The sequence below is a fragment of the Stenotrophomonas sp. ESTM1D_MKCIP4_1 genome (assembly GCF_003086895.1).
GTDB lineage: Bacteria > Pseudomonadota > Gammaproteobacteria > Xanthomonadales > Xanthomonadaceae > Stenotrophomonas.
Window position 1 is genome coordinate 944,433 of record NZ_CP026004.1, and the last position, 21,220, is coordinate 965,652.

The window sequence follows — 21,220 nt, forward strand, 5'->3', positions numbered from 1 at the left end:
GGTGCCAGTAGACTACGGTTTGATGACAGGTTTGTGACCGCCTGGCGGGTTGTGGCGCCGTCTGCCATCAAGCGGTCATGCGCGGCTCAGCGGCGGTCCAGCTCCGGGTCCTGCACGCCCTGGCGGCGCAGCTCCAGCACGGTGGGGGTGATGGTCTCGATGCGGGCATCCACCCGTGCACGGCCGACATAATCAAGTTCGGGGTTGCGCTTGAGCGCCTGCAGCTGCATCAGCGCCTGTTCCGGGCGGCCACCGAGGAAGGCCGCCTCGGCATACGCCTCGCTGGCCCGCACGCTGTCCCCGGCCAGCTCGCTGGCACGGGCGTAGCGCTGCTGGAAGACCGGATCGTTACCGCTTTGCGACAGCAGTGGCCGCAGCATCGCCTGCGCGCGCTGGCCGGCCTCGCGTCCGCCCTGTTCGTTGAGGATCTCGGCATAGGTCAGCGCCACCGGCCGGCTGCCGGGGTGTTCGCGCAGCAACTGCTCGAAGCGGGCATTGGCCTGTACCGGCTGGCCGGCGCGGGACTCGGCCTCGCCCAGGGCCAGGGCGACGAACAGGTTGTCCGGATGGGTCTGCAGCAGGCTGGCCAGGGTCTGCCGGGCCTGGCTGGCGCCGCTGCGGCCGCCGCGCATCGCGGCCAGGGCCTGGCCATAGCGCTGTGCATCGGTCAGGCCGTCCTTCTGGCGCCGGGCCAGGTCGGCGTATTCGCGCTCCAGGTCCGGCGTGGTGTCCGCGCTCAGCACCCGCAGGCGCTCGCGGGCCCAGTCGAAGTCGCCGCTGGCGCCACGGCTGAGCTGGCCGATCGGCAGGCGCAGCACGCTGCTGGGCAGCAGCGGGTTGCTGCCGCGCAGCAGCGGTTCGCCCAGGCTGGGATCGGCCGGGTTCACCCGCTCCTTGCGCTCGCCGGTGGGCGTGCTCGTGGTCAGCAGCACCGTGTCCTTCTTCATCTGCTGGGCGCGCGCCTTGGCCTCGCTGATACGCGTGGTGTTGACCGGGTGGGTCTGCAGGAAGTCCGGCGCCTGGTAGCCACCGTCGTTGCCACGCATGGCTGCCGACATCCGCTCGAAGAAGCCGGCCATGGCGTCCACGTCGTAGCCACTGCGGGACAGGGTGCGGATGCCCAGCCGATCGGCCTCGGATTCGTTGGAGCGGGTGTAGTTGATCTGCCGCTGCTGCATCAGGCCCATGCCCGAGCTGATGGCGGCCATGGTCGCGTTGCCGGACGACGTGCTGTTGCTGGCCTGGGCGGCGACCACCGCCGCCAGCATGCCGAGCAGGATCGGGATCTGGTCGCGCTGGGCCCGTTCGACCCCGCGCAGCACGTGCTGCTGGGTGACGTGGGCGATTTCGTGGGACAGCACGGCAGCCACCTCGTCCTCGCGCTCGGCGGTCAGCACCAGGCCGGCGTTGACGCCGATGTACCCGCCCAGCGTGGCGAACGCGTTGATCTGGCGGTCCTTCATCACGAAGAACGTATAGGGCTGGCGTGGCTGGTCGCTGTTGGAGCCGAGCCGGGTGCCCATGGTCTGCAGCCAGTCGTTCACCAGCGGGTCGTCCAGCAGGTAGCCGTAATTGCGCAGCTCGCGCAGCATCATCGCGCCGTACTCCGCCTGCCGTGCCGGGGTCAGCAGTTCGCCGGCCGACGAGCCGATGTCCGGCAGCTTGTCCTGGGCCCGGGCCAGCGGCATGGCCAGGCCCAGGGTGATGGCGGTAGTCAGCAGCAGGGCTCGCAAGCGGGAAGTCCTCGGGCAGGGCGCGCCAAGCGTGGCAGGGCAGGGGGCAACCATTCGTTAATCCACAGTGTTGCGGTCGTGGCGTGGAAATTCCAGCGCACCGGTACCATATATGGACCGTCGATCCATCGTGGAGTTTCCTGTGACAGCCCAGCCCGCTGGCGGTTCGCCCGCCATTACCATCTATTCCACCGCCGTCTGCCCGTACTGCGTGGCCGCCAAGAACTTCCTGAAGAGCAAGGGCCAGGAGTGGACCGAGGTCCGCATCGACCTGGATCCGGTCGAGCGCGAGAAGATGATGTCCCTGACCCGCCGCACCAGCGTGCCGCAGATCTTCGTCGGCGACGTCCATGTCGGTGGCTACGACGACATGATGGCCCTGCATCGTGAAGGCAAGCTCGAGCCGCTGCTGGCCGGGCAGGGCCAGGCATGAGCGCGGCCGACGACGGCAGCAAGGACCGCATCGCCGAATTCACCGATTTCCGCAAGCGCATGAACGAGCGCATCCTGGGTGAACCCAACCAGGTGGTGCGGCGCTTCTTCGCCTTGGACACGCAGACCTACCAGGCCGGCGCGCTGGACGTGAAGACCAAGGAACTGCTGGGCCTGGTGGCCTCGATGGTGCTGCGCTGCGACGACTGCATCAGCTACCACGTGGCCCAGTGCAAGGATGCCGGGGTGACCCGTGAAGAGTTCTTCGAGACCTTCTCGGTCGGCCTGGTGGTCGGCGGCTCCATCGTGATCCCGCACCTGCGCCGCGCGGTCGATTTCCTCGACCAGCTCGAAGGCGGCGCCGCCGCCCCGGAAGCACACGAGCACTGAGGTAGCGCCGGGCCATGCCCGGCGGATACCTGAACGAAAAGCCGCCGGGCGTGCGGGGAGAGGCCGTTCCCGCGATCCCCCAGCCCAAGAGCCCCCTTGTTGTTCAAGGGGGCGCGCCGACAGGCGCGGGGATAAGGTGGGATGCGCGGGCAAACCGCAGAGCGGTTTGCTCAAGGGGGGCGCGCCGAGAGGCGCGGGGATAAGGAGGAATGCGCGGGCAATTCTGCCTTACCCGGCTCGGACTAATTGCCTATTTGGGGTCTCCGAGCCGGGTAAGGCATAATTGCGGGTGAAACTTCCTTAGCGCCGGCGTTTCCGGGCACGTCCGGACGGCGTATTCCCCCCTGTTCGGAACATCGATCAATGACGCAGAAAATTACGGTAATCCGCGGCGACGGCATCGGCCCGGAAATCATGGACGCCACCCTGTTCGTCCTCGACCAGCTCAACGCTGGCCTGGAGTACGAAGATGCGGACGCCGGTCTGGCGGCCCTGGAAAAGCATGGCGACCTGATGCCGGCGGTGACCCTGGAATCGATCGCGCGCAACAAGGTCGCGCTGAAGAGCCCGCTGACCACCCCGGTCGGTGGTGGCTTCACCTCGATCAACGTCAGCCTGCGCCGCCACTTCGACCTGTACGCCAACGTGCGTCCGGCCCACACCTTCCCGAACACCAAGTCGCGTTTCGACAACGTCGACCTGATCACCGTTCGTGAGAACACCGAAGGTGCGTACCTGGCTGAAGGCCAGGAAGTCTCGGCCGACGGCGAGACTGCCTTCTCCGGTACCCGCATCACCCGCAAGGGCTCCGAGCGCATCGTGCGCTACGCCTTCGAGCTGGCCCGCAGCGTCGGCCGCAAGAAGGTCACCGCCGTGCACAAGGCCAACATCATCAAGTCGACCTCGGGCCTGTTCCTGAATGTCGCCCGTGAAGTGGCCGCGCAGTACCCGGACATCGAGTTCCAGGAAATGATCGTCGACAACTGCTGCATGCAGCTGGTGATGCGTCCGGAACAGTTCGATGTGATCGTCACCACCAACCTGTTCGGTGACATCATCTCCGACCTGTGTGCCGGCCTCGTCGGCGGCCTGGGCCTGGCCCCGGGTGCCAACATCGGCAAGGACGCAGCGATCTTTGAAGCCGTGCACGGCACCGCGCCGGACATCGCCGGCCAGGGCAAGGCAAACCCGTGCGCGCTGCTGCTGGCGGCCGCGCAGATGCTGGACCATATCGGCCAGCCGGAAAACGCCGAGCGCCTGCGCAAGGCCATCGTGGCCACCATGGAAGCCAAGGATTCGCTGACCGGCGACCTCGGCGGCACCGGTACCACCATGAGCTTTGCCCAGGCCATTGCCAGCCGCCTGTAAGCGGCCGGACAACCTCGGTTGATCCACAGCGGGGCGCCTTTGGGCGCCCCGTTGCGTTTGCGGGCCCTTGTAGAGTCGAGCATGGCTCGACTCTACACTGGTAGATCCACGCCATGCGTGGATGGCCAAGCTGTGCGTTCCGCGCACAGATCATGTGCTCGAACACGGCTGGTTCGTGCGCCATCCGCTCCGCATCCTGTGCCCACTTTCCACCGCACAGGAGCTATCCCATGAACCTTTCCGCCTTCGGCCTGGCCAGCCTGATCGGCATGGCCGCCGCCGCGCCAGTCGCCGCCGCCGAGCCGGCCCATCCCACCATCCGGCACATGGCCGGTGCACCGTCGGTCACCGCCCTGGATGCCGCGAAGACCGCCGTGCTGGTGATCGATTTCCAGAACGAATACTTCGATGCCAGCGCGGCGCCGGGCTTTGCCGGTGGCCGCATGGTCATCCCCGACGGCGTGGCCGCGCTGCGCCAGGCCAAGCGTGTGCTGCAGTTCGCCGATGCCAATGGCATCCGGGTGATCCATGTGCAGCACGTGCTGCCGGTTGGCGCGCCCCTGTTCGCACAAGGCAGTATCAATGCCGCCTTCCATCGTGACCTGCAGCCGCGCCAGGGCGATACGGTGGTGCAGAAGGACAATGTCAGCGTGTTCGCCGGTGCCTCGGCCGCCGTGCTCGACAAAGTGCTGCAGGATGCCGGCATCGACACTCTGCTGGTCACCGGCCTGCAGACCCATGCCTGCGTGGTCGGTGCGGCGCGCGATGCCGCCGCCGCTCCGCGCGGCTACCGCGTGATCGTGGCCGGTGATGCCACGGCCAGCCGTGACCTGGACCTGGCAGGTGGTCAGCGCATCGGTCACCGCGCGCTGCATGAGGCCTCGCTGGCACAGATCGAAGATGCCTTCGGTGAAGTCATCGACACCGATGCCATCCTCGCGCTGCCCGTGCGCAAGGCCGGTGACGGCGCTTGATAAGCTGGCGGGGCCCGCAGATCGCGGGTTCCGCTTCCGGGAGTCGCCTCGATGGATCACTTCGCCGCCCTGCGCGCGCTGCGCACCATCGTCGAGGCAGGCAGCTTCACTGCGGCTGCCGAGCGACTGGGCACCACTCACTCGGCGATGTCGCGGCAATTGCGGCACCTGGAGGAGCACCTGCAGGTGCGCCTGCTCGACCGCAACAGCCGCCGCATGTCATTGACCGAGGCCGGGCGCGACTACCATCGCGAGGCAGTAAGCCTGCTCGATCGCCTCGAGGCGGCCGACGACCGCGCCCGCGCCGGCCAGGCGCAGCCCAGCGGGCGCCTGCGCATCAGCGTGCCGCAGGTGGTGGCCAGCCAGGAACTGCCGCACTGGCTGCCTGGCTTCCTTGCCCGCTACCCCCAGGTCTCCCTTGACCTGTCGGCGGATGACCAGCTGGTGGATGTGGTGGGCGGTGGCTTCGACCTGGCATTGCGCATCGCGCCGTTGCTGCCGGACAGCCAACTGGTGGCGCGCGAACTGGCCACGTGCCCACGCATTCTGGTGGCCGCTCCGGCCTACCTGGCCCAGCACGGGCTGCCGAGACAGGCGGCCGATCTGCAGCAGCACACATTGCTGGGCTTCAGCCCGACTGCCGCCAGTGTGGCGTGGGAGCTGCAGGGGCCGCGCGGCGCCGTCTCCCGCATCGAGGCGGGCCAGCGCCTGCGCGTGGATTCGACGCCCGCACTGCATGCGGCGGTGATGGCGGGCATGGGCATCAGCTTGTTCACTGCACTGACCGTGCAGGAGGATCTGCGCGCCGGTCGGCTGATCCGCGTGCTGCCGGGCTGGCATGCGGGCCAGCGTCGCTATTTCGCGCTCTATCCACACGCCCGCGCACTGGCGCCGAAGGTGCGCGCGCTGGTCGATCACCTGGCCTCGCACTACGCTGCATGGACGGGCGGGGCAGGGTAGCCACGCCACGGCAACGAGGAACGTGATGGATCCGGTTTATCTGCTGGTGGCGGTCGGCGCGATTGTCGCTGGCTTTGTACAGGGCTTGTCTGGATTTGCGTTCGGCATGGTGGCGATGTCCTTCTGGGCCTGGGGGCTGGAGCCGCGACTGGCCGCTGCGCTGGCGGTATTCGGTGCGCTCACCGGTCAACTGCTGGCGGTGTTCACCGTGCGCCGCGGCTTCAACCTGCGCCTGCTGCTGCCGTTCGTACTCGGCGGGCTGGCCGGGATTCCACTGGGTGTGCTGGTCCTGCCGCAGCTGGACATGGCCTTGTTCAAGGCGCTGCTGGGCGGGTTTCTTGCGGTCTGGTGCCCGGTGATGCTGATGGCGCGCCGGCTGCCGCCCATCACCGTCGGCGGCCGCATCGGCGACGCCGTGGCCGGCATGGCGGGCGGCGTGCTCAGTGGCATCGGAGGCTTCGCCGGGCCGGTGCCGACGCTGTGGAGCACGCTGCGCGGCTTCGGCAAGGACGAGCAGCGTGCGGTCATCCAGAACTTCAACCTGGCCATGCTGGCGGTAACCATGGCGACCTATGTGGGCAACGGCATGGTCACCCGGCAGATGCTGCCGTACTTCGCCATCGTGGCCCCGGCCATGCTGGTGCCCACCCTGCTGGGCGCACGCCTGTACATCGGCATCAGCGAAGCGCGCTTCCGGCAGATCGTGCTGGGCCTGCTCACCGCATCCGGCATCGCTCTGCTGTGCTCGGCGCTGCCGGTGCTGTTGTCGCGTTGATGTTCAGGCCGGGCGGAACATGCGGAACCGCTGTTCGGCACTGACCCGGAAGTAATCGGCCGGGCCGCCACCACGCAGGATCGGATCGGCGGCGGCAGTATCGTAGATGCCATCGACCAGCAGCCGTGCATCGATATGCACCGCCACCACTTCGCCCAGCACCAGCCAGCCGTTGGTGTCCTGGCCGGCAGCATCGCGCAGGCGCACGATCTGGGTGCAGCGGCATTCCATGCTGACCGGGCTCTGTGCCACGCGCGGTGGACGCACTGCAGTGGAGGCCAGCGGTGTCAGCCCGGCCAGGCTGAACTCATCGACGTCCGGCGCGACCGCGCGGCAGCTTTCATTCATCGCCTCGGCCAACTCGAACGTGGCCAGGTTCCAGACGAATTCGCCGGTGGCCTCGATGTTGTGCAGCGAATCCTTACGGCCCTGGCTGGAGAAGCCGATGATCGGCGGGGTGTAGTTGAAGGCGTTGAAGAAGCTGTAGGGCGCCAGGTTCAGGGAACCATCGGCGTCGCAGCTGGAGATCCAGCCGATCGGGCGGGGGCCGACGATGGCATTGAACGGATCGTGCGGCAGGCGGTGGCCATCGGCCGGGCGGTAGCTGTGGAAGGTGTCAGGCATGGGGTGGGGGTTCCGTAGGGTCGAGCTTGCTCGACAGGATGTTGCCCCCGATTATCCGCCAGCCGGGCAGATGCAGCCCACGAAAAAGCCGCGACCCTCGCGGATCGCGGCTTGTCGTTTACGGCCTGATTGGACTCAGCGCTGCTGGATCTTCGACAGCAGGCGCAGGAATTCCACATACAGCCAGACCAGGGTCACCATCAGGCCGAATGCGCCATACCACTCCATGTACTTCGGCGCGCGCTGGGCCACGCCGGTCTCGATGAAGTCGAAATCCAGCACCAGGTTCAGCGCGGCCACCACCACCACGAACAGGCTGAAGGCGATGCCCAGCCAGCTGGCGTCGTGGATCACCGGCACGTTGATGTTGAAGAAGCCCAGCACGAACGAGGCCAGGTAGAGCAGGGCGATGCCACCGGTCGCGGCGACCACGCCCAGCTTGAAGTTCTCGGTGGCCTTGATCAGGCCGCTGCGGTAGGCAAAGAGCAGGGCGAACAGGGTGCCGAAGGTCAGCAGTACCGCCTGGAACACGATGCCGGGGAACTTCATGTTGAACACGGCCGAGATCGCGCCCAGGAACAGGCCTTCCACCAGCGCGTACATCGGTGCGGTGACCGGCGACCATTCCTTCTTGAAGACGGTGATCAGCGCCAGCACCAGACCGCCGATGGCGCCGCCCATGGCGTACAGCTTCGCGCTGGGCATCACCTCGTTGAGCGGGCTGATCGACTGGTTCCAGGCAAAGGCCGCGGTCAGCACGGTCAGCAGCAGCAGGAAGCCGGTCTTGTTGACGGTGCCGTTGAGGGTCATCGCCTGGTCGGGGTGGGTCACCACCGAGCCGCTGGCCAGATCGAGGAAAGTCGACTCGGAAAGAGCCGGGTTGCCGCTGCGCATGCGAGATCTCCGTGCGTGAGAGGTGGTTACGGCCATCCGGCCGATGGCAGGGAGCATAGCCGATGGCTGCGTACGCTGCTGTGGCGGCGGGGTGCCCTCGGCCGCGCCGCGTTGACAGGCTGCGCCACGCTTGTTCACAATGACCAGCTCCCCGGGCCCTGCCCGAGGGGATTGCAGTGCCGGGGTATAGCGCAGTCTGGTAGCGCGCCTGCTTTGGGAGCAGGATGTCGGGGGTTCGAATCCCTCTACCCCGACCAATCCCACTACGTCGGATTGGACGCCGTTCCGGTTCGGGCGCCCGTAGCTCAACTGGATAGAGCACCGGCCTTCTAAGCCGGCGGTTACAGGTTCGATTCCTGTCGGGCGCGCCATCGCAGGGAAAGCTCCCTGACTTCCGGCGCATGGCCCCTTCGTCTCCACCCGTTACAGTCCTTGCTCGGACAAGGTCGTCCGGGGCAGCGCGTTGTCCGCTCTTCCTGCCCCATCAAAGGAGTGAGACGCATGACGGAGCAGGCAGTCCAGGACAAGGACCTCGTTGCGGAAGTACAGCGCCTGCGTGCCAGCCAGCGGCGGCTTTCGCTGTACTGCGGCGGTGTCACCCTGCTGGCGCTGGCCGGTCTGCTGATGGGTGCCAGCGCCCATCGCGATGCATCGTTCGATGTCATCGACGCGCAGCGCATCAACATCCGCGAGCCCGACGGCACCCTGCGCCTGGTTGTATCCAACCGCACGCGTTTCCCGGGTGGCTTCATGAAGGGCGAGGAGATCACCGCACACAAGCGGCCCATGGCCGGCATGCTGTTCCTGAATGACGAAGGCACCGAGAACGGTGGGCTGATCTTCAATGGCGCGCTGGGCAAGGATGGGCGCCCGGACAGCGGGATGAGCCTCACCTTTGATCGATACCAGCAGGACCAGCAGCTGCAGTTGCTGGGTCTGGATGGCCCCGATGGGAATATCGCAGGCTTGATGTTCAATGACGTGGCCGATGGCCTGAAGCGGCCGATCTTCTCGGCAGACGACGAGCGGCTGGCCAAGGCGGGCGAAGAGGCGATCACCCGTCGCGTATTCCTCGGCAGGTCCGATGCGCGGAACGCAATGCTGCAGTTGCTGGACGCCAAGGGCAATCCGCGCCTGCAGTTGCAGGTCACGCCGAAGGGCGAGGCAACGCTGGCGTTCCTGGATGAAGCAGGCGAAACGACCCGGGTCATCTCTGCCAGCGATCCCTGAGTGACAGGCGCTGTCGGCCCTGACAGGCCCCTGCACATCAATGTGAAGAAGTGCTTGCAATTCCCGCGCGACTCCCGGAAAATGCCGGACTCGCTTCGGGGGACGGAACTTCTGCTTCCACCCACTCAAGGCAACGCATCAGGCTCCAGCGCCGGCAACATCGGCGGTGAAGCAAAAGTTTCAGTGGTGGCTGTAGCTCAGTTGGTTAGAGTACCGGATTGTGATTCCGGTGGTCGGGGGTTCGAATCCCCTCAGCCACCCCACTGTTTCAACCGCATCGGCAACGCCGACACGGTATTGCAATAAACAGAATGCACGCTACAATGTGCGTCTGAGTTTCACGGGCTGTTAGCTCAGTTGGTAGAGCAGTTGACTCTTAATCAATAGGTCCAAGGTTCGAATCCTTGACAGCCCACCAAGACGGAAGCCACCTGGTATGCCAGGTGGCTTTTTTCTTCAGATAGTGCGGTACCCGGAGCAGTGCGGATTTCAACGAAGTTGAATGAGGTGCTTGCATCCCCCAGGCGGATGGGGTCATAATTCGCGCCCCGATTTCGGGCTGTTAGCTCAGTTGGTAGAGCAGTTGACTCTTAATCAATAGGTCCAAGGTTCGAATCCTTGACAGCCCACCAGACGAAAGCCACTTGGTTCGCCAAGTGGCTTTTTTCTTGGCTGCGATCTGGTGATCGGCTGCCATGACACATCCACGCATGGCGTGGATCTACCGTGGGCGGGGCAGGCGGCGTGCTGTTTCGTAGGCCAGCAGTGGCAGCGCCCAGCTCAGTACCAGCAGGCTGGGTACCATCACCAGCGGCGATGCCAGCTGCATCAATGCCGGTATCAGCAGATACAAGCGGAATACGGCCGGCGACAGGGTCACCAGATAGCTGCGCAGCATCCAGCGCCGATGCGCATCGATCTCTCCACGGCGAATCGTGCGGTAGCCACGCCACGACGTGCTCAGCCATGCGAGGCCGGTGGCAGCAAACGCAAGTTTCAATGCCAGCCAGCCCTGGGTAGTGGCGATGAGGCCAGCCACGGCGGTACTGCCCAGCAGGATGCCCAGCAGGTAGGTGCGCCCCAGCCAGCGGTGCTGGGTGGGCCAGCGTCGGCGCAGTGCTGTCACGAACTGGCTTGCCCCGGCCAGCATCGCCAGGACGCCACCGGCGATATGCAGCCACAGCCAGCTGCGCCGGTCCCAGAACATGCCGTAGGCCTCGGGCGTCACCTGCAGATAGCGCTGCGCCGTCAGCCACAGAAAGTGCGCGGCCACGGCCAGGCCCAGCAGCCAGAATGCTCCCTGCCACCGGGTGGTCCAGGCACGCGGGGAGGGTGCGGAAGCGGTGATGCGTTCCATCGGGCATTCCGGACGGGCAACGCGGGCAGTCTGCGCGATGCGCGGCCAATTGCACATTCAGCTTTGTCACGCCTTCCGCTTTCGGGCCCCGCCTGCGACAATGAACGCCTGTGCCGGCCACGCGAAAGTGGCGGAATTGGTAGACGCCCTGGATTTAGGTTCCAGTGCCGCAAGGCGTGGGGGTTCGAGTCCCCCCTTTCGCACCAGTGCCGGCCTGTCCCCGCCCTGATCGGGCTCCCTGCGGCCCCTTGGCCGCCACGCGCTGGCAGTGCAGGCCGAATTGGGCGAAACTAAAGGGCTGCGGCAAGCAGGCGCGTCCCAGACGTCGTGTCCTTACAACCGTTTCATCCATCATCGAGCCGGGGGCCAGGGCGCCACCGGTGGCAGGAGTCAACATGCAAGCTTCGATCGAAACCATCGGCAACCTGGAACGCCGCCTGAGCTTCTCGCTGCCGGAAGACCGTCTGCAGAGCCACATCAACGGCCGCCTGGGCGAAATTGCCCGTACCACCCGCATCAAGGGTTTCCGTCCGGGCAAGGTGCCGGCCAAGGTGATCGAGCAGCGCTTCGGCGCGCAGGTCCGTGGCGAGGCGCTGGACGGCCTGCTGCGCGAAACCTTCGACGCGGCCGTGCGCGAGCACGACCTGCGCATCGTCGGCAGCCCGCGCATCGACAAGGGTGACGAGGGTGAATTCTCCTTCGTGGCCACCGTGGAAGTGGTGCCGGACTTCGGCGACATCGACGTCAGCAAGCTGACCGTGGTGCGCCACACCGCTGAAATCACCGACGCCGACATCGACCAGATGATCGAGAACCTGCAGAACCAGCGTCGCACCTGGGCCCCGGTCACCCGTGGCGCGCAGGATGGCGATCTGGTCGCGCTGGAAACCTGGTCGCAGGCCGGCGAAGAGCGTCTGCCGGCCGAGGGCACCGAGAAGGGTTCGATCGTGCTCGGCCAGGGCATGATGTTCGAGACCATCGAAAAGGGCCTGGTCGGCCTGGCCAAGGGCGAGGAAAAGACCCTGGACGTCGAGTTCCCGGCTGACTGGCGCGTGCCGGTGCTGGCGGGCAAGACCGTGCAGGTCACCGTCAAGGTCGTCGAAGTGTCCGAGCCGGTCGTGCCGGCGGTCGATGAAGCCTTCATCAAGAGCTTCGGCGTGAAGGGCGGCGACGTCGAGCAGTTCCGCAGCGACATCCGCGCCAACCTGGAGCGCGAGCTGAAGGGCGCCCTGATGAACCGCCTGCGCCGCGAAGTGGGCGAGCAGCTGATCGCCGCCTATTCGTCGGTGGAAATGCCGCCGCGCCTGGTGGAGAACGAAGCCCGCGCCATGCTGGCCCAGCAGGTCGAGCAGGCCCGCCGCAATGGCCAGAACGTCGGTGAAATCCCGGCCGATGCCCACGAAGGCTTCAAGGATGCCGCCGCCAAGCGCGTGCTGGTCGGCCTGGTGGTGGGCGAAGTGGCCCGCACCAACGACCTGCGCCTGGAAGCCAAGCGCCTGAATGAAACGCTGCGTCTGATCGCATCGACCTATGAAGAGCCGGAGCAGGTCATTGAGATGTACCGCAACGACCCCCAGCTGATGTCTGGTCTGCAGAACCGTGTGATGGAAGAGCAGGTGATCGACTGGATCGCCGAGCGCGCCCAGCACACTGAAGAAAAGCTGTCGTTCCAGGACGCGATCCGCCAGTAATACCGGGGCGGATCTCCCCATACCCCGCGCCTGCCCTGGCGCGGGGGTGTTTCCCCCAAGACAGGTACCTCACGAAATGGACAACCGGACCAAAGCCCTGAACATGGTTCCCATGGTGGTCGAGCAGACCAGCCGCGGCGAGCGTGCCTACGACATCTATTCGCGCCTGTTGAAGGAGCGCCTGATCTTCCTCGTGGGCCCGATCGACGATCACATGGCCAACGTGGTGGTGGCGCAGCTGCTGTTCCTGGAAGCGGAAAACCCGGAAAAGGACATCAGCATCTACATCAACTCGCCGGGTGGCGTTGTCACCGCCGGCATGGCGATCTACGACACCATGCAGTACATCAAGCCGGACGTGAGCACGATCTGCGTCGGTCAGGCCGCCTCGATGGGTGCCCTGCTGCTGGCTTCGGGCGCTGCCGGCAAGCGTTACGCGCTGCCGAACTCGCGCGTGATGATCCACCAGCCGCTGGGCGGCTTCCAGGGCCAGGCCACGGACATCGACATCCATGCCCGTGAAATCCTGACCCTGCGTTCGCGCCTGAACGAAGTGCTGGCCAAGCACACCGGCCAGTCGCTGGAAACGATCGCCCGCGACACCGAACGCGACAACTTCAAGAGCGCGGTCGACTCGGTGGCCTACGGCCTGGTCGACCAGGTGCTGGAACGTCGTCCGGAAGAGTCGATCCAGGCCGGTTGATCGGCCTGCACGGGGCCAGGGAGGCCCCGTTCCTGCAGGGTCGGACCGGGACTGGTGTCCCTCCGGCCCTGTGCTATTCTCGAATCGAACCCCCGTTCAGCGGGTGGGGTAACTGGGTAAGCGAAGCATGAGCGAAGACCGCCAAGGTCGTTCCACGGACACCGGCAAGATCCTCTACTGCTCTTTCTGCGGAAAGAGCCAGCATGAAGTGCGCAAGCTGATTGCGGGTCCGAGCGTGTTCATCTGCGATGAATGCGTGGAGCTGTGCAACGACATCATCCGTGAAGAGCTCGAGGAAAAGGCGCAGTCGGCGCGCAGTTCGCTGCCCAAGCCGCGCGAGATCCTCGAGGTGCTCGACCAGTATGTGATTGGCCAGAACCGGGCCAAGCGCACCTTGGCCGTGGCCGTCTACAACCACTACAAGCGCATCGAGAGCCGGCAGAAGAACGATGAGGTCGAACTGGCCAAGTCGAACATCCTGCTGGTCGGCCCGACCGGTTCGGGCAAGACGCTGCTGGCCGAAACCCTGGCTCGCCTGCTCAACGTGCCGTTCACCATGGCCGACGCCACCACGCTGACCGAAGCCGGTTACGTGGGCGAGGACGTGGAGAACATCATCCAGAAGCTGCTGCAGAAGTGCGACTACGACGTCGAGAAGGCGCAGCAGGGCATCGTCTACATCGATGAAATCGACAAGATCTCGCGCAAGAGCGAGAACCCGTCGATCACCCGCGATGTGTCCGGCGAAGGCGTGCAGCAGGCCCTGCTGAAGCTGATCGAAGGCACCGTGGCCAGCGTTCCGCCGCAGGGCGGCCGCAAGCACCCGCAGCAGGAATTCCTGCAGGTGGACACCAAGAACATCCTGTTCATCTGTGGCGGTGCGTTTGCCGGCCTGGACAAGGTGATCCAGCAGCGTTCCAACGACGCCGGCGGCATCGGCTTCGGCGCCAAGGTGAAGAGCACCGAGCGCAAGCAGGAAGTGGGCAAGGTGCTGGCCGAAGTCGAGCCGGAAGACCTGATCAAGTTCGGCCTGATTCCCGAGTTCGTCGGCCGCCTGCCGGTCGTGGCGACCCTGGAAGAGCTGGACGAGCCGGCCCTGATCAAGATCCTGACCGAGCCGAAGAACGCCATCACCAAGCAGTTCAAGAAGCTGTTCGAGATGGAGAACGTCGAGCTGGAGTTCCGTCCGGACGCGTTGTCGGCCATTGCCCGCAAGGCGCTCAAGCGCAAGACCGGCGCCCGTGGCCTGCGCACCATCGTCGAATCGGTCCTGCTGGACACCATGTACGACCTTCCGTCGCAGGAAAACGTCAGCAAGGTGGTCGTGGATGAATCGGTGATCGAGCACAAGTCCGAGCCGTACCTGATCTACCAGACCCCGGCGGCCCCTGAACAGAAGGCCGCAGGCGCCGAGTGATTCTTTCAAGTTTTTGATTTGAAAGGATTTTAAACGAACGCCTTGCATCTGAAAGCCGATGGCCCCATAACGGGGCCATCGGCTTTTTTTGTCTCCGGAAGATGCCCTCCCGGAGATGGTTTTCCCCTTCCCTGGAGCCCCCATGGCCCGTTCCCCAAGTGAAACCCTCGACCTGCCGGTCCTGCCGCTGCGCGACGTAGTGGTGTTCCCGCACATGGTCATCCCGCTGTTCGTCGGCCGTGACAAGTCCATGCATGCGCTCGAACAGGCAATGGAGGCAGACAAGCGCATCCTGCTGCTGGCGCAGAAGTCCGCCGAGACCGACGACCCGCATGCGGCCGATCTCTACCAGGTCGGTACGCTGGCGCAGGTGCTGCAGCTGCTGAAGCTGCCTGACGGCACCATCAAGGTGCTGGTCGAAGGCCTGTCGCGCGTGCAGGTCACCCACGTCGACGAGCGTGATGGCTCGCTGCACGGCCAGGCCGTGGAGATCGACGCGGCCGACCCGCGTGAACCGCGCGAGATCGAGGCCATCGCCCGCTCGCTGATGTCGCTGTTCGAGCAGTACGTCAAGACCAACCGCAAGCTGCCGCCGGAGCTGCTGCAGACCCTGGCCGGCATCGACGAACCGGCGCGCCTGGCCGACACCATCGCTGCGCATATCAGCGTGCGCCTGGCGGACAAGCAGCGCCTGCTGGAAACGCTGGCGGTGGGCGAGCGCTTGGAGATGCTGGTCGGTCTGGTAGACGGCGAGATCGACGTGCAGCAGATGGAAAAGCGCATCCGCGGCCGCGTGAAGTCGCAGATGGAAAAGAGCCAGCGCGAGTACTACCTCAACGAACAGATGAAGGCCATCCAGAAAGAACTGGGTGACCTCGACGATGCGCCGGGCGAGCTGGAAGAGCTGGCCCGCAAGATCGCCGAAGCCGGCATGCCCAAGCCGGTGGAAACCAAGGCGCGCAACGAACTGAACAAGCTCAAGCAGATGTCGCCGATGTCGGCCGAAGCGGCCGTCGTGCGCAACTACCTGGAGTGGCTGCTGGGCGTGCCGTGGAAGAAGCGCACCAAGGTGCGCAAGGACCTCAAGGCCGCGCAGGACACCCTGGACGCCGACCACTACGGCCTGGACAAGGTCAAGGACCGCATCCTGGAATACCTGGCGGTGCAGTCGCGCGTGAAGCAGATGAAGGGCCCGATCCTGTGCCTGGTCGGTCCGCCGGGCGTGGGCAAGACCTCGCTGGGTCAGTCCATCGCCAAGGCCACCAACCGCAAGTTCGTGCGCATGTCGCTGGGCGGCGTGCGCGACGAGGCCGAGATCCGTGGCCACCGCCGCACCTACGTCGGTTCGATGCCGGGCCGCATCGTGCAGAACCTCAACAAGGTCGGCAGCAGGAACCCGCTGTTCGTGCTCGATGAGATCGACAAGATGTCCATGGACTTCCGTGGCGATCCGTCCTCGGCGCTGCTGGAAGTGCTCGACCCGGAGCAGAACAACGCCTTCAACGACCACTACCTGGAAGTGGATCTGGACCTGTCCGAAGTGATGTTCGTGGCGACCTCCAATTCGCTCAACATCCCGGGCCCGCTGCTGGACCGCATGGAAGTGATCCGCATCCCCGGCTACACCGAGGATGAGAAGCTCAACATCGCCACCCGTTACCTGTCGCCCAAGCAGATCAAGGCCAATGGCCTGAAGCCGGAGGAGCTGGAAATCGGCAGCGATGCCATCCAGGACATCGTGCGCTACTACACGCGCGAATCCGGCGTGCGCAACCTGGAACGCGAGATCGCCAAGATCTGCCGCAAGGTGGTGAAGGAGATCGCGCTGGCCGGCCCGCAGCCGGTGAAGACGAAGAAGGGGCCGAAGAAGTCCAAGGCCCTGGTCAGCGTCACCAGCAAGAACCTGGACAAGTACCTGGGCGTGCGTCGCTTCGATTTCGGCCGCGCCGAGGAAGCCAACGAAATCGGCCTGGTCACCGGCCTGGCCTGGACCGAAGTGGGCGGCGATCTGCTGCAGATCGAATCCACGCTGGTGCCGGGCAAGGGCCAGCTGATCCTGACCGGCCAGCTGGGCAACGTGATGAAGGAATCGGCGTCGGCGGCGCTGTCGGTGGTCCGTTCGCGTGCCGTTGGTTTCGGCATCGATGGCGACTTCCTGCAGAAGCACGACGTGCACGTGCACGTGCCCGATGGCGCCACGCCGAAGGACGGCCCCAGTGCCGGCGCGGCGATGGTCACCTCGCTGGTGTCGATGCTGAGCAAGGTGCCGGTGCGTGCCGACGTGGCCATGACCGGTGAGATCACCCTGCGCGGTCGCGTCACCGCCATCGGTGGCCTGAAGGAAAAGCTGCTGGCGGCGCTGCGGGGTGGCATCCGCACGGTCATCATTCCCGAGGAGAACCGCAAGGATCTGGCCGACATTCCGGCCAACGTCACCCGTGATCTGCAGATCGTGCCGGTGAAGTACATCGAGGAAGTGTTGGACTTGGCGCTTGAGCGTCCGCTGGCACCGAAGAAGGCGCGCAAGAGTGCGCAGCGTGTCACAGTGCGTAGCAAGGCCAAACCGAGTGGAAACGCACGCGTCAAGCATTGACGCGTGCGGTCGAAATGCCTGAAACCCGCGTCGTTACTGGCTTTCCAGCTTGCGTGGGGGTAGGGGCGCTGGTATAAAAGCAGCACCCGCGAATGAGTGATCGCAGTCTGGCGATCACTGAATTCGGCGAACAGTTTCCACATGGCGGCCGCACGCTGAGCGCGCGCGGTTGCTTCCCTGTCGAATAAGCGGAACCCACCGCCAAAGGAGTTGTAGAGAATGAACAAGACCGAATTGATCGATGCCGTTGCTGAAGCCGCCGACCTGACCAAGGCCGAGTCCAGCCGCGCTGTCGATGCCGTCGTTGCTGCCGTCACCAAGGCGCTGAAGGACGGCGATGCGGTCACCCTGGTTGGCTTCGGTACCTTCCAGGTCCGCGACCGTGCTGCCCGCACCGGCCGCAACCCGAAGACCGGCGACACCATCAAGATCGCTGCTTCGAAGAATCCGTCGTTCAAGGCTGGTAAGGCCCTGAAGGATGCTGTAAACTAAGCGGCTCGCTGGGGTGCTTAGCTCAGCGGTAGAGCGTCTCCTTTACACGGAGAGGGTCGGGGGTTCGAAACCCTCAGCACCCACCACAGCACCGCGGTAAAAGTTTGAGTGTGGAGCGGTAGTTCAGCTGGTTAGAATGCTGGCCTGTCACGCCGGAGGTCGCGGGTTCGAGTCCCGTCCGCTCCGCCACTTCGACGCGAGGCCCCCGGGCAACTGGGGGCTTTGTTTTCTTCCAGGGTTCTGCCTTGTGGGGAAAACAGCAACACAACTGGAGCGGTAGTTCAGCTGGTTAGAATGCTGGCCTGTCACGCCGGAGGTCGCGGGTTCGAGTCCCGTCCGCTCCGCCAGTTTCAAAGGCTTCCGGGTAACCGGGCGCCTTGTTTCAACCGGCCTCGGCCGGCTGAGACAGAAAGGTTTGCAGCAAACGTGGAGCGGTAGTTCAGCTGGTTAGAATGCTGGCCTGTCACGCCGGAGGTCGCGGGTTCGAGTCCCGTCCGCTCCGCCAAGTTGCAAGCAGGGGTATCTGGAAGTGCTGTGGAGCGGTAGTTCAGCTGGTTAGAATGCTGGCCTGTCACGCCGGAGGTCGCGGGTTCGAGTCCCGTCCGCTCCGCCATCCCGGATCCCAACAAGTTCTGCCCATGTGGAGCGGTAGTTCAGCTGGTTAGAATGCTGGCCTGTCACGCCGGAGGTCGCGGGTTCGAGTCCCGTCCGCTCCGCCAGCAGAGTTTGAAGTGTCATCGAAGATGCCCGTCGGTCCTGGACCTACGGGCATTTTGCTTTTCCGGGGTACGCGTTTCCGCCGCGCATGGCCAACGGGGCGCTACCCGGTCACATGGCGGGGGAAGCTGCAGGGCTGCGGGCAGCCGCCGCAGCAGGGCCGCGCACGGCAGGTACGCCGCAGGGTGTCGAGGTGGACCAGGTCCGCCTGTGGCGCGCCGCAAGGGCGGCCCGGCAGGCGCATGCTGCGCCCGAGACCGGCCGATATGCCTGCGTGCGGCCAGTACGGGTCGGGCGCGGCTGTCCGCATGGGTGCATATCCTTGTCCCACCTGACTCCGGGCCGTTTTTGGTGCGGGCCGCGAAGCGGGTTACACTGCCCGGCTCGCCACTCAGGCCATGTGATTCCTCACCATGCTGCAGAAACTCCGCGACAAGACCTCAGGCTGGATCGTCACCGTGATCCTGGGGCTGCTGATGATTCCGTTCCTGTTCGTGATCGACAACAGCTACCTCGGTGGTGTCGGCGCACAGAACGTGGCCAAGGTTTCGGCTCCGCCGACCTGGTGGCGCTCGGCGCCGTCGTGGTGGCCGGTGCGCATGCTGTGGCAGCACCATGAGATCAGCGCGCAGGATTTCCGTACCCGCTTCGAGCAGGAGCGCATGCGTGAGCGCCAGCAGCAGGGCGAGAACTTCGACCCGCGCGCGTTCGAGAGCACCGAGAACAAGCTGGCCGTGCTCGACCAGCTGATTGACGAACAGGTCGTGCGCCTGGTGGGTGAACAGGCGGGCGTAGTCGTCGGCGACGGCGCCGTGCGCGATTACATCCTGACCATCCCGGCCTTCCTGGGCAGCGATGGCAAGTTCAATGAGAACAACTACCGGCTGGCGCTGGGCGGTGGCAACCCGCCGCGCACCCCGGCCCAGTTCCAGGAAGAAGTGCGTGCCAGCCTGCAGCAGTCGGTGATTCCGGCCGGTCTGCAGAATTCGGGCTTTGTTACCCAGGCCGAGACCGAGCGCCTGCTGAAGCTGCTGGGCGAAACCCGTGACGTTGAACTGGTGGCGCTGCCGGAAGTGCCGGCCGATACCGCGCCGGTCACCGACGCACAGATCAAGCAGTGGTACGAAAGCCACGGCAAGGATTTCCGCCAGGCCGAATCGGTCTCGCTGGAATATGTCGAACTCAACGGTGCCAACCTGCCGGCGCCGGTACCGGCCGATGAGGCCACCCTGCGCAAGCGCTACGAGGAAGAGAAGGCCAAGTTCGCAAGCCCGGAACAGCGCCAGGCAGCGCACATCCTGATCACCGGTGACGGTGCCGAAGCGAAGGCTGCCAAGCTGGCCGCCGAGGCCAAGGCTGCCGGTGCCGACTTCGCTGCGCTGGCCAAGGCAAACTCGCAGGATCCGGGTTCCAAGGACCAGGGCGGTGACCTGGGCTGGGTCGAGCGTGGCGCGATGGTCAAGCCGTTCGAGGACGCGCTGTTTGCCGCCAAGGCTGGTGAAGTGATCGGTCCGGTCAAGACCGACTTCGGTTATCACGTCATCAAGGTCGCCGCCGTGCGCGGTGGCGAAGGCAAGTCGTTCGAGCAGGTGCGTGACGTCCTGGCCGCCGAGCAGCTGAAGGCCGACGGCGAGCGCAGCTTCAACGATCTGGCTGGCCGCCTGGTCGATGCCATCAACAAGAGCCCCAGCGATCTGATCGCCGCGGCCAAGGCGGTGGATCTGCCGGTGCAGACCTTGGGTCCGATCACCCGCGCTACTGCCAGCGGCATTGCCGCAGACCCGGCCGTGCTGCGCTCGGCGTTCTCCGACGTGATGGTGCAGGACGGCACCGCCAGCGATCCGATCGCGCTGGGTGGCAGCACCAACCACAGTGTGGTGATCCGTGTGGCCGCGCACTCGCCGGAACAGGCACTGCCGCTGGACAAGGCCCGCGAGCAGGTCATCGCCGCGATCCGTGCTGACCGCCAGCGCCAGGCCAGTGACAAGGCAGCCGACGCCCTGCTGGCCAAGCTGAAGGGTGGTGCCAGCCTGCAGTCGCTGGTTGCCAGCGACAAGCTGCAGGTCAGCCCGATGCCGGGCCTGCCGCGCAGCCAGCCGGTGCCGACCCCGGAAATCAACCGTGCCATCTTCAGTGCACCGGTGCCGGCTGAAGGCAAGGCGAGCTTCGGCAAGGTCGACGTCAACGGCCACGCGCTGGTGTTCGTGGTGAACAAGGTGACCCCGGGCAACATCAAGGAAGTGACGCCCGAGCAGCAGAAGCAGCTGAAGGACCAGCTGAGCCAGATTGACGGCATGGCGGCAGCCAAGGCCTACATCGACGCGATGCGCAAGAAGTTCGTGGTGCAGACCACCGAAGCCAACCTGTAAGCCGCCAGGCGAGCAGGATGCAAAAGGCCCGGCAATGCCGTAATGCTGTTCACTTAAGCAGCTGAGCCAATCAGAATCCGATGCCAGTCTTCTGGCATCGGATTTTTTGTGCCCATCCAACAACAACTGCTCGACCTTGGTGACCTGTTCAATTTCTCCGATCTGAGCACGTTCACCCAGAACTTTCCGGTGGAATGGGTGTCCAGCGCACTGGAGCTCTCCTCACAGGCCTCCATCCGCAGGCGCAGATTGCCCAGCGATCAGGTGCTGTGGCTGGTGCTGGGCATGGCCCTGTTCCGCGACGAGCCGGTGCATGAGGTGGCCAGGCGGCTGAACATCTGTGCCCAGGGCCTTGCATCACTGGATCTGCCTGCACGCAGCGGTATCAGCCAGGCTCGCGCGCGGCTTGGTGCGGATCCGGTAGAGGATCTTTTCCGCAGGTGCGGCCAGCATTGGGGAGCCGAGCGCTACCCTGACAATGACTGGCAGGGTCTACAGGTG

At 65.2% G+C, this 21,220-nt stretch carries 18 protein-coding genes and 12 tRNA genes; 26 read left to right on the top strand and 4 right to left on the bottom strand.

Going from position 1 to position 21,220, the window contains the following annotated elements; translation table 11 throughout:
- Positions 1 to 86 precede the first annotated feature (86 nt).
- Positions 87 to 1,787 (bottom strand): M48 family metalloprotease, encoded by a 1,701-nt coding sequence (locus tag C1924_RS04300; RefSeq protein ID WP_174208939.1) that lies wholly within the window; start codon positions 1,785 to 1,787, stop codon positions 87 to 89.
- An 88-nt stretch (positions 1,788 to 1,875) separates the two neighbouring features.
- On the opposite strand from C1924_RS04300, the gene grxC reads away from it, so the two are divergent.
- The 6 genes from grxC to C1924_RS04330 all read left to right on the top strand — a co-directional run bounded on the left by grxC (position 1,876) and on the right by C1924_RS04330 (position 6,632).
- A complete protein-coding gene (grxC, locus tag C1924_RS04305; RefSeq protein ID WP_108764198.1) occupies positions 1,876 to 2,166 on the top strand; it encodes a glutaredoxin 3 in 291 nt (96 codons plus the stop codon).
- Positions 2,163 to 2,555 carry a carboxymuconolactone decarboxylase family protein gene (locus C1924_RS04310; protein ID WP_046986956.1) on the top strand — a complete coding sequence of 131 codons (393 nt, stop codon included), beginning with the start codon at positions 2,163 to 2,165 and terminating at the stop codon, positions 2,553 to 2,555. The genes grxC and C1924_RS04310 overlap by 4 nt, the downstream gene beginning before the upstream one ends.
- A 363-nt stretch (positions 2,556 to 2,918) precedes the next feature.
- Entirely contained in the window at positions 2,919 to 3,923 is a 1,005-nt protein-coding gene (locus C1924_RS04315) for an isocitrate dehydrogenase (RefSeq protein ID WP_108764199.1), read from the top strand.
- Between the two features lie 230 nt (positions 3,924 to 4,153).
- On the top strand, positions 4,154 to 4,897 hold the full coding sequence (locus C1924_RS04320) for a cysteine hydrolase (RefSeq protein WP_108764200.1): 744 nt from the start codon (positions 4,154 to 4,156) through the stop codon (positions 4,895 to 4,897).
- A 51-nt stretch (positions 4,898 to 4,948) separates the two neighbouring features.
- A complete protein-coding gene (locus C1924_RS04325) occupies positions 4,949 to 5,857 on the top strand; it encodes a LysR family transcriptional regulator (protein ID WP_108764201.1) in 909 nt (302 codons plus the stop codon).
- A 25-nt stretch (positions 5,858 to 5,882) separates the two neighbouring features.
- Positions 5,883 to 6,632, top strand: coding sequence for a sulfite exporter TauE/SafE family protein (locus C1924_RS04330; RefSeq protein WP_108764202.1), 750 nt, complete (start codon positions 5,883 to 5,885; stop codon positions 6,630 to 6,632).
- 3 nt (positions 6,633 to 6,635) lie between these two features.
- Here C1924_RS04330 and C1924_RS04335 read toward each other — a convergent pair whose 3' ends face one another.
- On the bottom strand, positions 6,636 to 7,256 hold the full coding sequence (locus tag C1924_RS04335; RefSeq protein WP_108764203.1) for a flavin reductase family protein: 621 nt from the start codon (positions 7,254 to 7,256) through the stop codon (positions 6,636 to 6,638).
- 135 nt (positions 7,257 to 7,391) lie between these two features.
- Positions 7,392 to 8,150, bottom strand: a complete 759-nt coding sequence (locus C1924_RS04340) for a Bax inhibitor-1/YccA family protein (RefSeq protein ID WP_159094748.1) — start codon at positions 8,148 to 8,150, stop codon at positions 7,392 to 7,394.
- A gap of 180 nt (positions 8,151 to 8,330) precedes the next feature.
- Here C1924_RS04340 and C1924_RS04345 point away from each other — a divergent pair.
- The 6 genes from C1924_RS04345 (at position 8,331) to C1924_RS04370 (ending at position 10,012) form a co-directional block, all read left to right on the top strand.
- Positions 8,331 to 8,407, top strand: a tRNA-Pro gene (locus tag C1924_RS04345).
- 37 nt (positions 8,408 to 8,444) lie between these two features.
- Positions 8,445 to 8,521, top strand: a tRNA-Arg gene (locus C1924_RS04350).
- 130 nt (positions 8,522 to 8,651) lie between these two features.
- The gene (locus C1924_RS04355; protein ID WP_216821576.1) at positions 8,652 to 9,380 is read left to right on the top strand and encodes a hypothetical protein; all 729 of its coding nucleotides are present in this window, start codon (positions 8,652 to 8,654) and stop codon (positions 9,378 to 9,380) included.
- Positions 9,381 to 9,566: 186 nt separating this feature from the next.
- Positions 9,567 to 9,643 (top strand) — tRNA-His (locus C1924_RS04360).
- A 79-nt stretch (positions 9,644 to 9,722) separates the two neighbouring features.
- Positions 9,723 to 9,798, top strand: a tRNA-Lys gene (locus tag C1924_RS04365).
- A gap of 138 nt (positions 9,799 to 9,936) precedes the next feature.
- Positions 9,937 to 10,012: transfer RNA gene (locus C1924_RS04370), tRNA-Lys, on the top strand.
- An 89-nt stretch (positions 10,013 to 10,101) separates the two neighbouring features.
- Here the strand turns inward: C1924_RS04370 and C1924_RS04375 are convergent.
- Positions 10,102 to 10,737 carry a DUF2306 domain-containing protein gene (locus tag C1924_RS04375; RefSeq protein ID WP_159094749.1) on the bottom strand — a complete coding sequence of 212 codons (636 nt, stop codon included), beginning with the start codon at positions 10,735 to 10,737 and terminating at the stop codon, positions 10,102 to 10,104.
- A gap of 121 nt (positions 10,738 to 10,858) precedes the next feature.
- Between C1924_RS04375 and C1924_RS04380 the strand changes: the two genes are divergently transcribed.
- The 14 genes from C1924_RS04380 to C1924_RS20515 form a co-directional block, all read left to right on the top strand.
- Positions 10,859 to 10,943: transfer RNA gene (locus C1924_RS04380), tRNA-Leu, on the top strand.
- A 189-nt stretch (positions 10,944 to 11,132) separates the two neighbouring features.
- Entirely contained in the window at positions 11,133 to 12,428 is a 1,296-nt protein-coding gene (tig, locus tag C1924_RS04385; RefSeq protein WP_108764206.1) for a trigger factor, read from the top strand.
- Between the two features lie 76 nt (positions 12,429 to 12,504).
- Positions 12,505 to 13,131 (top strand): ATP-dependent Clp endopeptidase proteolytic subunit ClpP, encoded by a 627-nt coding sequence (gene clpP, locus C1924_RS04390; protein ID WP_079220811.1) that lies wholly within the window; start codon positions 12,505 to 12,507, stop codon positions 13,129 to 13,131.
- Positions 13,132 to 13,258: 127 nt separating this feature from the next.
- Positions 13,259 to 14,548 carry an ATP-dependent Clp protease ATP-binding subunit ClpX gene (clpX, locus tag C1924_RS04395; protein ID WP_108764207.1) on the top strand — a complete coding sequence of 430 codons (1,290 nt, stop codon included), beginning with the start codon at positions 13,259 to 13,261 and terminating at the stop codon, positions 14,546 to 14,548.
- Positions 14,549 to 14,690: 142 nt separating this feature from the next.
- Positions 14,691 to 17,141 (top strand): endopeptidase La, encoded by a 2,451-nt coding sequence (lon, locus tag C1924_RS04400; RefSeq protein WP_108764208.1) that lies wholly within the window; start codon positions 14,691 to 14,693, stop codon positions 17,139 to 17,141.
- A gap of 219 nt (positions 17,142 to 17,360) precedes the next feature.
- Entirely contained in the window at positions 17,361 to 17,633 is a 273-nt protein-coding gene (locus C1924_RS04405) for an HU family DNA-binding protein (RefSeq protein WP_004146343.1), read from the top strand.
- Between the two features lie 11 nt (positions 17,634 to 17,644).
- Positions 17,645 to 17,719, top strand: a tRNA-Val gene (locus tag C1924_RS04410).
- 26 nt (positions 17,720 to 17,745) lie between these two features.
- Positions 17,746 to 17,822, top strand: a tRNA-Asp gene (locus C1924_RS04415).
- Positions 17,823 to 17,903: 81 nt separating this feature from the next.
- A tRNA-Asp gene (locus tag C1924_RS04420) sits at positions 17,904 to 17,980 on the top strand.
- Between the two features lie 81 nt (positions 17,981 to 18,061).
- Positions 18,062 to 18,138 (top strand) — tRNA-Asp (locus tag C1924_RS04425).
- Between the two features lie 31 nt (positions 18,139 to 18,169).
- Positions 18,170 to 18,246, top strand: a tRNA-Asp gene (locus tag C1924_RS04430).
- A 29-nt stretch (positions 18,247 to 18,275) separates the two neighbouring features.
- Positions 18,276 to 18,352: transfer RNA gene (locus C1924_RS04435), tRNA-Asp, on the top strand.
- A 411-nt stretch (positions 18,353 to 18,763) separates the two neighbouring features.
- Positions 18,764 to 20,719 carry a peptidyl-prolyl cis-trans isomerase gene (locus tag C1924_RS04440; RefSeq protein ID WP_108764209.1) on the top strand — a complete coding sequence of 652 codons (1,956 nt, stop codon included), beginning with the start codon at positions 18,764 to 18,766 and terminating at the stop codon, positions 20,717 to 20,719.
- A 114-nt stretch (positions 20,720 to 20,833) separates the two neighbouring features.
- Positions 20,834 to 21,220 (top strand): transposase domain-containing protein (locus C1924_RS20515; RefSeq protein WP_254051259.1); only part of this gene is annotated, 387 nt, incomplete at its 3' end.

What these genes read in the sequence shown, in the direction of transcription:
- C1924_RS04300 (WP_174208939.1), bottom strand. Translation starts at nt 1,787, where the DNA reads ATGGTTGCCCCCTGCCCTGCCACGCTTGGCGCGCCCTGCCCGAGGACT.
- C1924_RS04310 (WP_046986956.1), top strand. Translation starts at nt 2,163, where the DNA reads ATGAGCGCGGCCGACGACGGCAGCAAGGACCGCATCGCCGAATTCACC.
- C1924_RS04315 (WP_108764199.1), top strand. Translation starts at nt 2,919, where the DNA reads ATGACGCAGAAAATTACGGTAATCCGCGGCGACGGCATCGGCCCGGAA.
- C1924_RS04320 (WP_108764200.1), top strand. Translation starts at nt 4,154, where the DNA reads ATGAACCTTTCCGCCTTCGGCCTGGCCAGCCTGATCGGCATGGCCGCC.
- C1924_RS04325 (WP_108764201.1), top strand. Translation starts at nt 4,949, where the DNA reads ATGGATCACTTCGCCGCCCTGCGCGCGCTGCGCACCATCGTCGAGGCA.
- C1924_RS04330 (WP_108764202.1), top strand. Translation starts at nt 5,883, where the DNA reads ATGGATCCGGTTTATCTGCTGGTGGCGGTCGGCGCGATTGTCGCTGGC.
- C1924_RS04335 (WP_108764203.1), bottom strand. Translation starts at nt 7,256, where the DNA reads ATGCCTGACACCTTCCACAGCTACCGCCCGGCCGATGGCCACCGCCTG.
- C1924_RS04340 (WP_159094748.1), bottom strand. Translation starts at nt 8,150, where the DNA reads ATGCGCAGCGGCAACCCGGCTCTTTCCGAGTCGACTTTCCTCGATCTG.
- C1924_RS04355 (WP_216821576.1), top strand. Translation starts at nt 8,652, where the DNA reads ATGACGGAGCAGGCAGTCCAGGACAAGGACCTCGTTGCGGAAGTACAG.
- C1924_RS04375 (WP_159094749.1), bottom strand. Translation starts at nt 10,737, where the DNA reads ATGGAACGCATCACCGCTTCCGCACCCTCCCCGCGTGCCTGGACCACC.
- tig (WP_108764206.1), top strand. Translation starts at nt 11,133, where the DNA reads ATGCAAGCTTCGATCGAAACCATCGGCAACCTGGAACGCCGCCTGAGC.
- clpP (WP_079220811.1), top strand. Translation starts at nt 12,505, where the DNA reads ATGGACAACCGGACCAAAGCCCTGAACATGGTTCCCATGGTGGTCGAG.
- clpX (WP_108764207.1), top strand. Translation starts at nt 13,259, where the DNA reads ATGAGCGAAGACCGCCAAGGTCGTTCCACGGACACCGGCAAGATCCTC.
- lon (WP_108764208.1), top strand. Translation starts at nt 14,691, where the DNA reads ATGGCCCGTTCCCCAAGTGAAACCCTCGACCTGCCGGTCCTGCCGCTG.
- C1924_RS04405 (WP_004146343.1), top strand. Translation starts at nt 17,361, where the DNA reads ATGAACAAGACCGAATTGATCGATGCCGTTGCTGAAGCCGCCGACCTG.
- C1924_RS04440 (WP_108764209.1), top strand. Translation starts at nt 18,764, where the DNA reads ATGCTGCAGAAACTCCGCGACAAGACCTCAGGCTGGATCGTCACCGTG.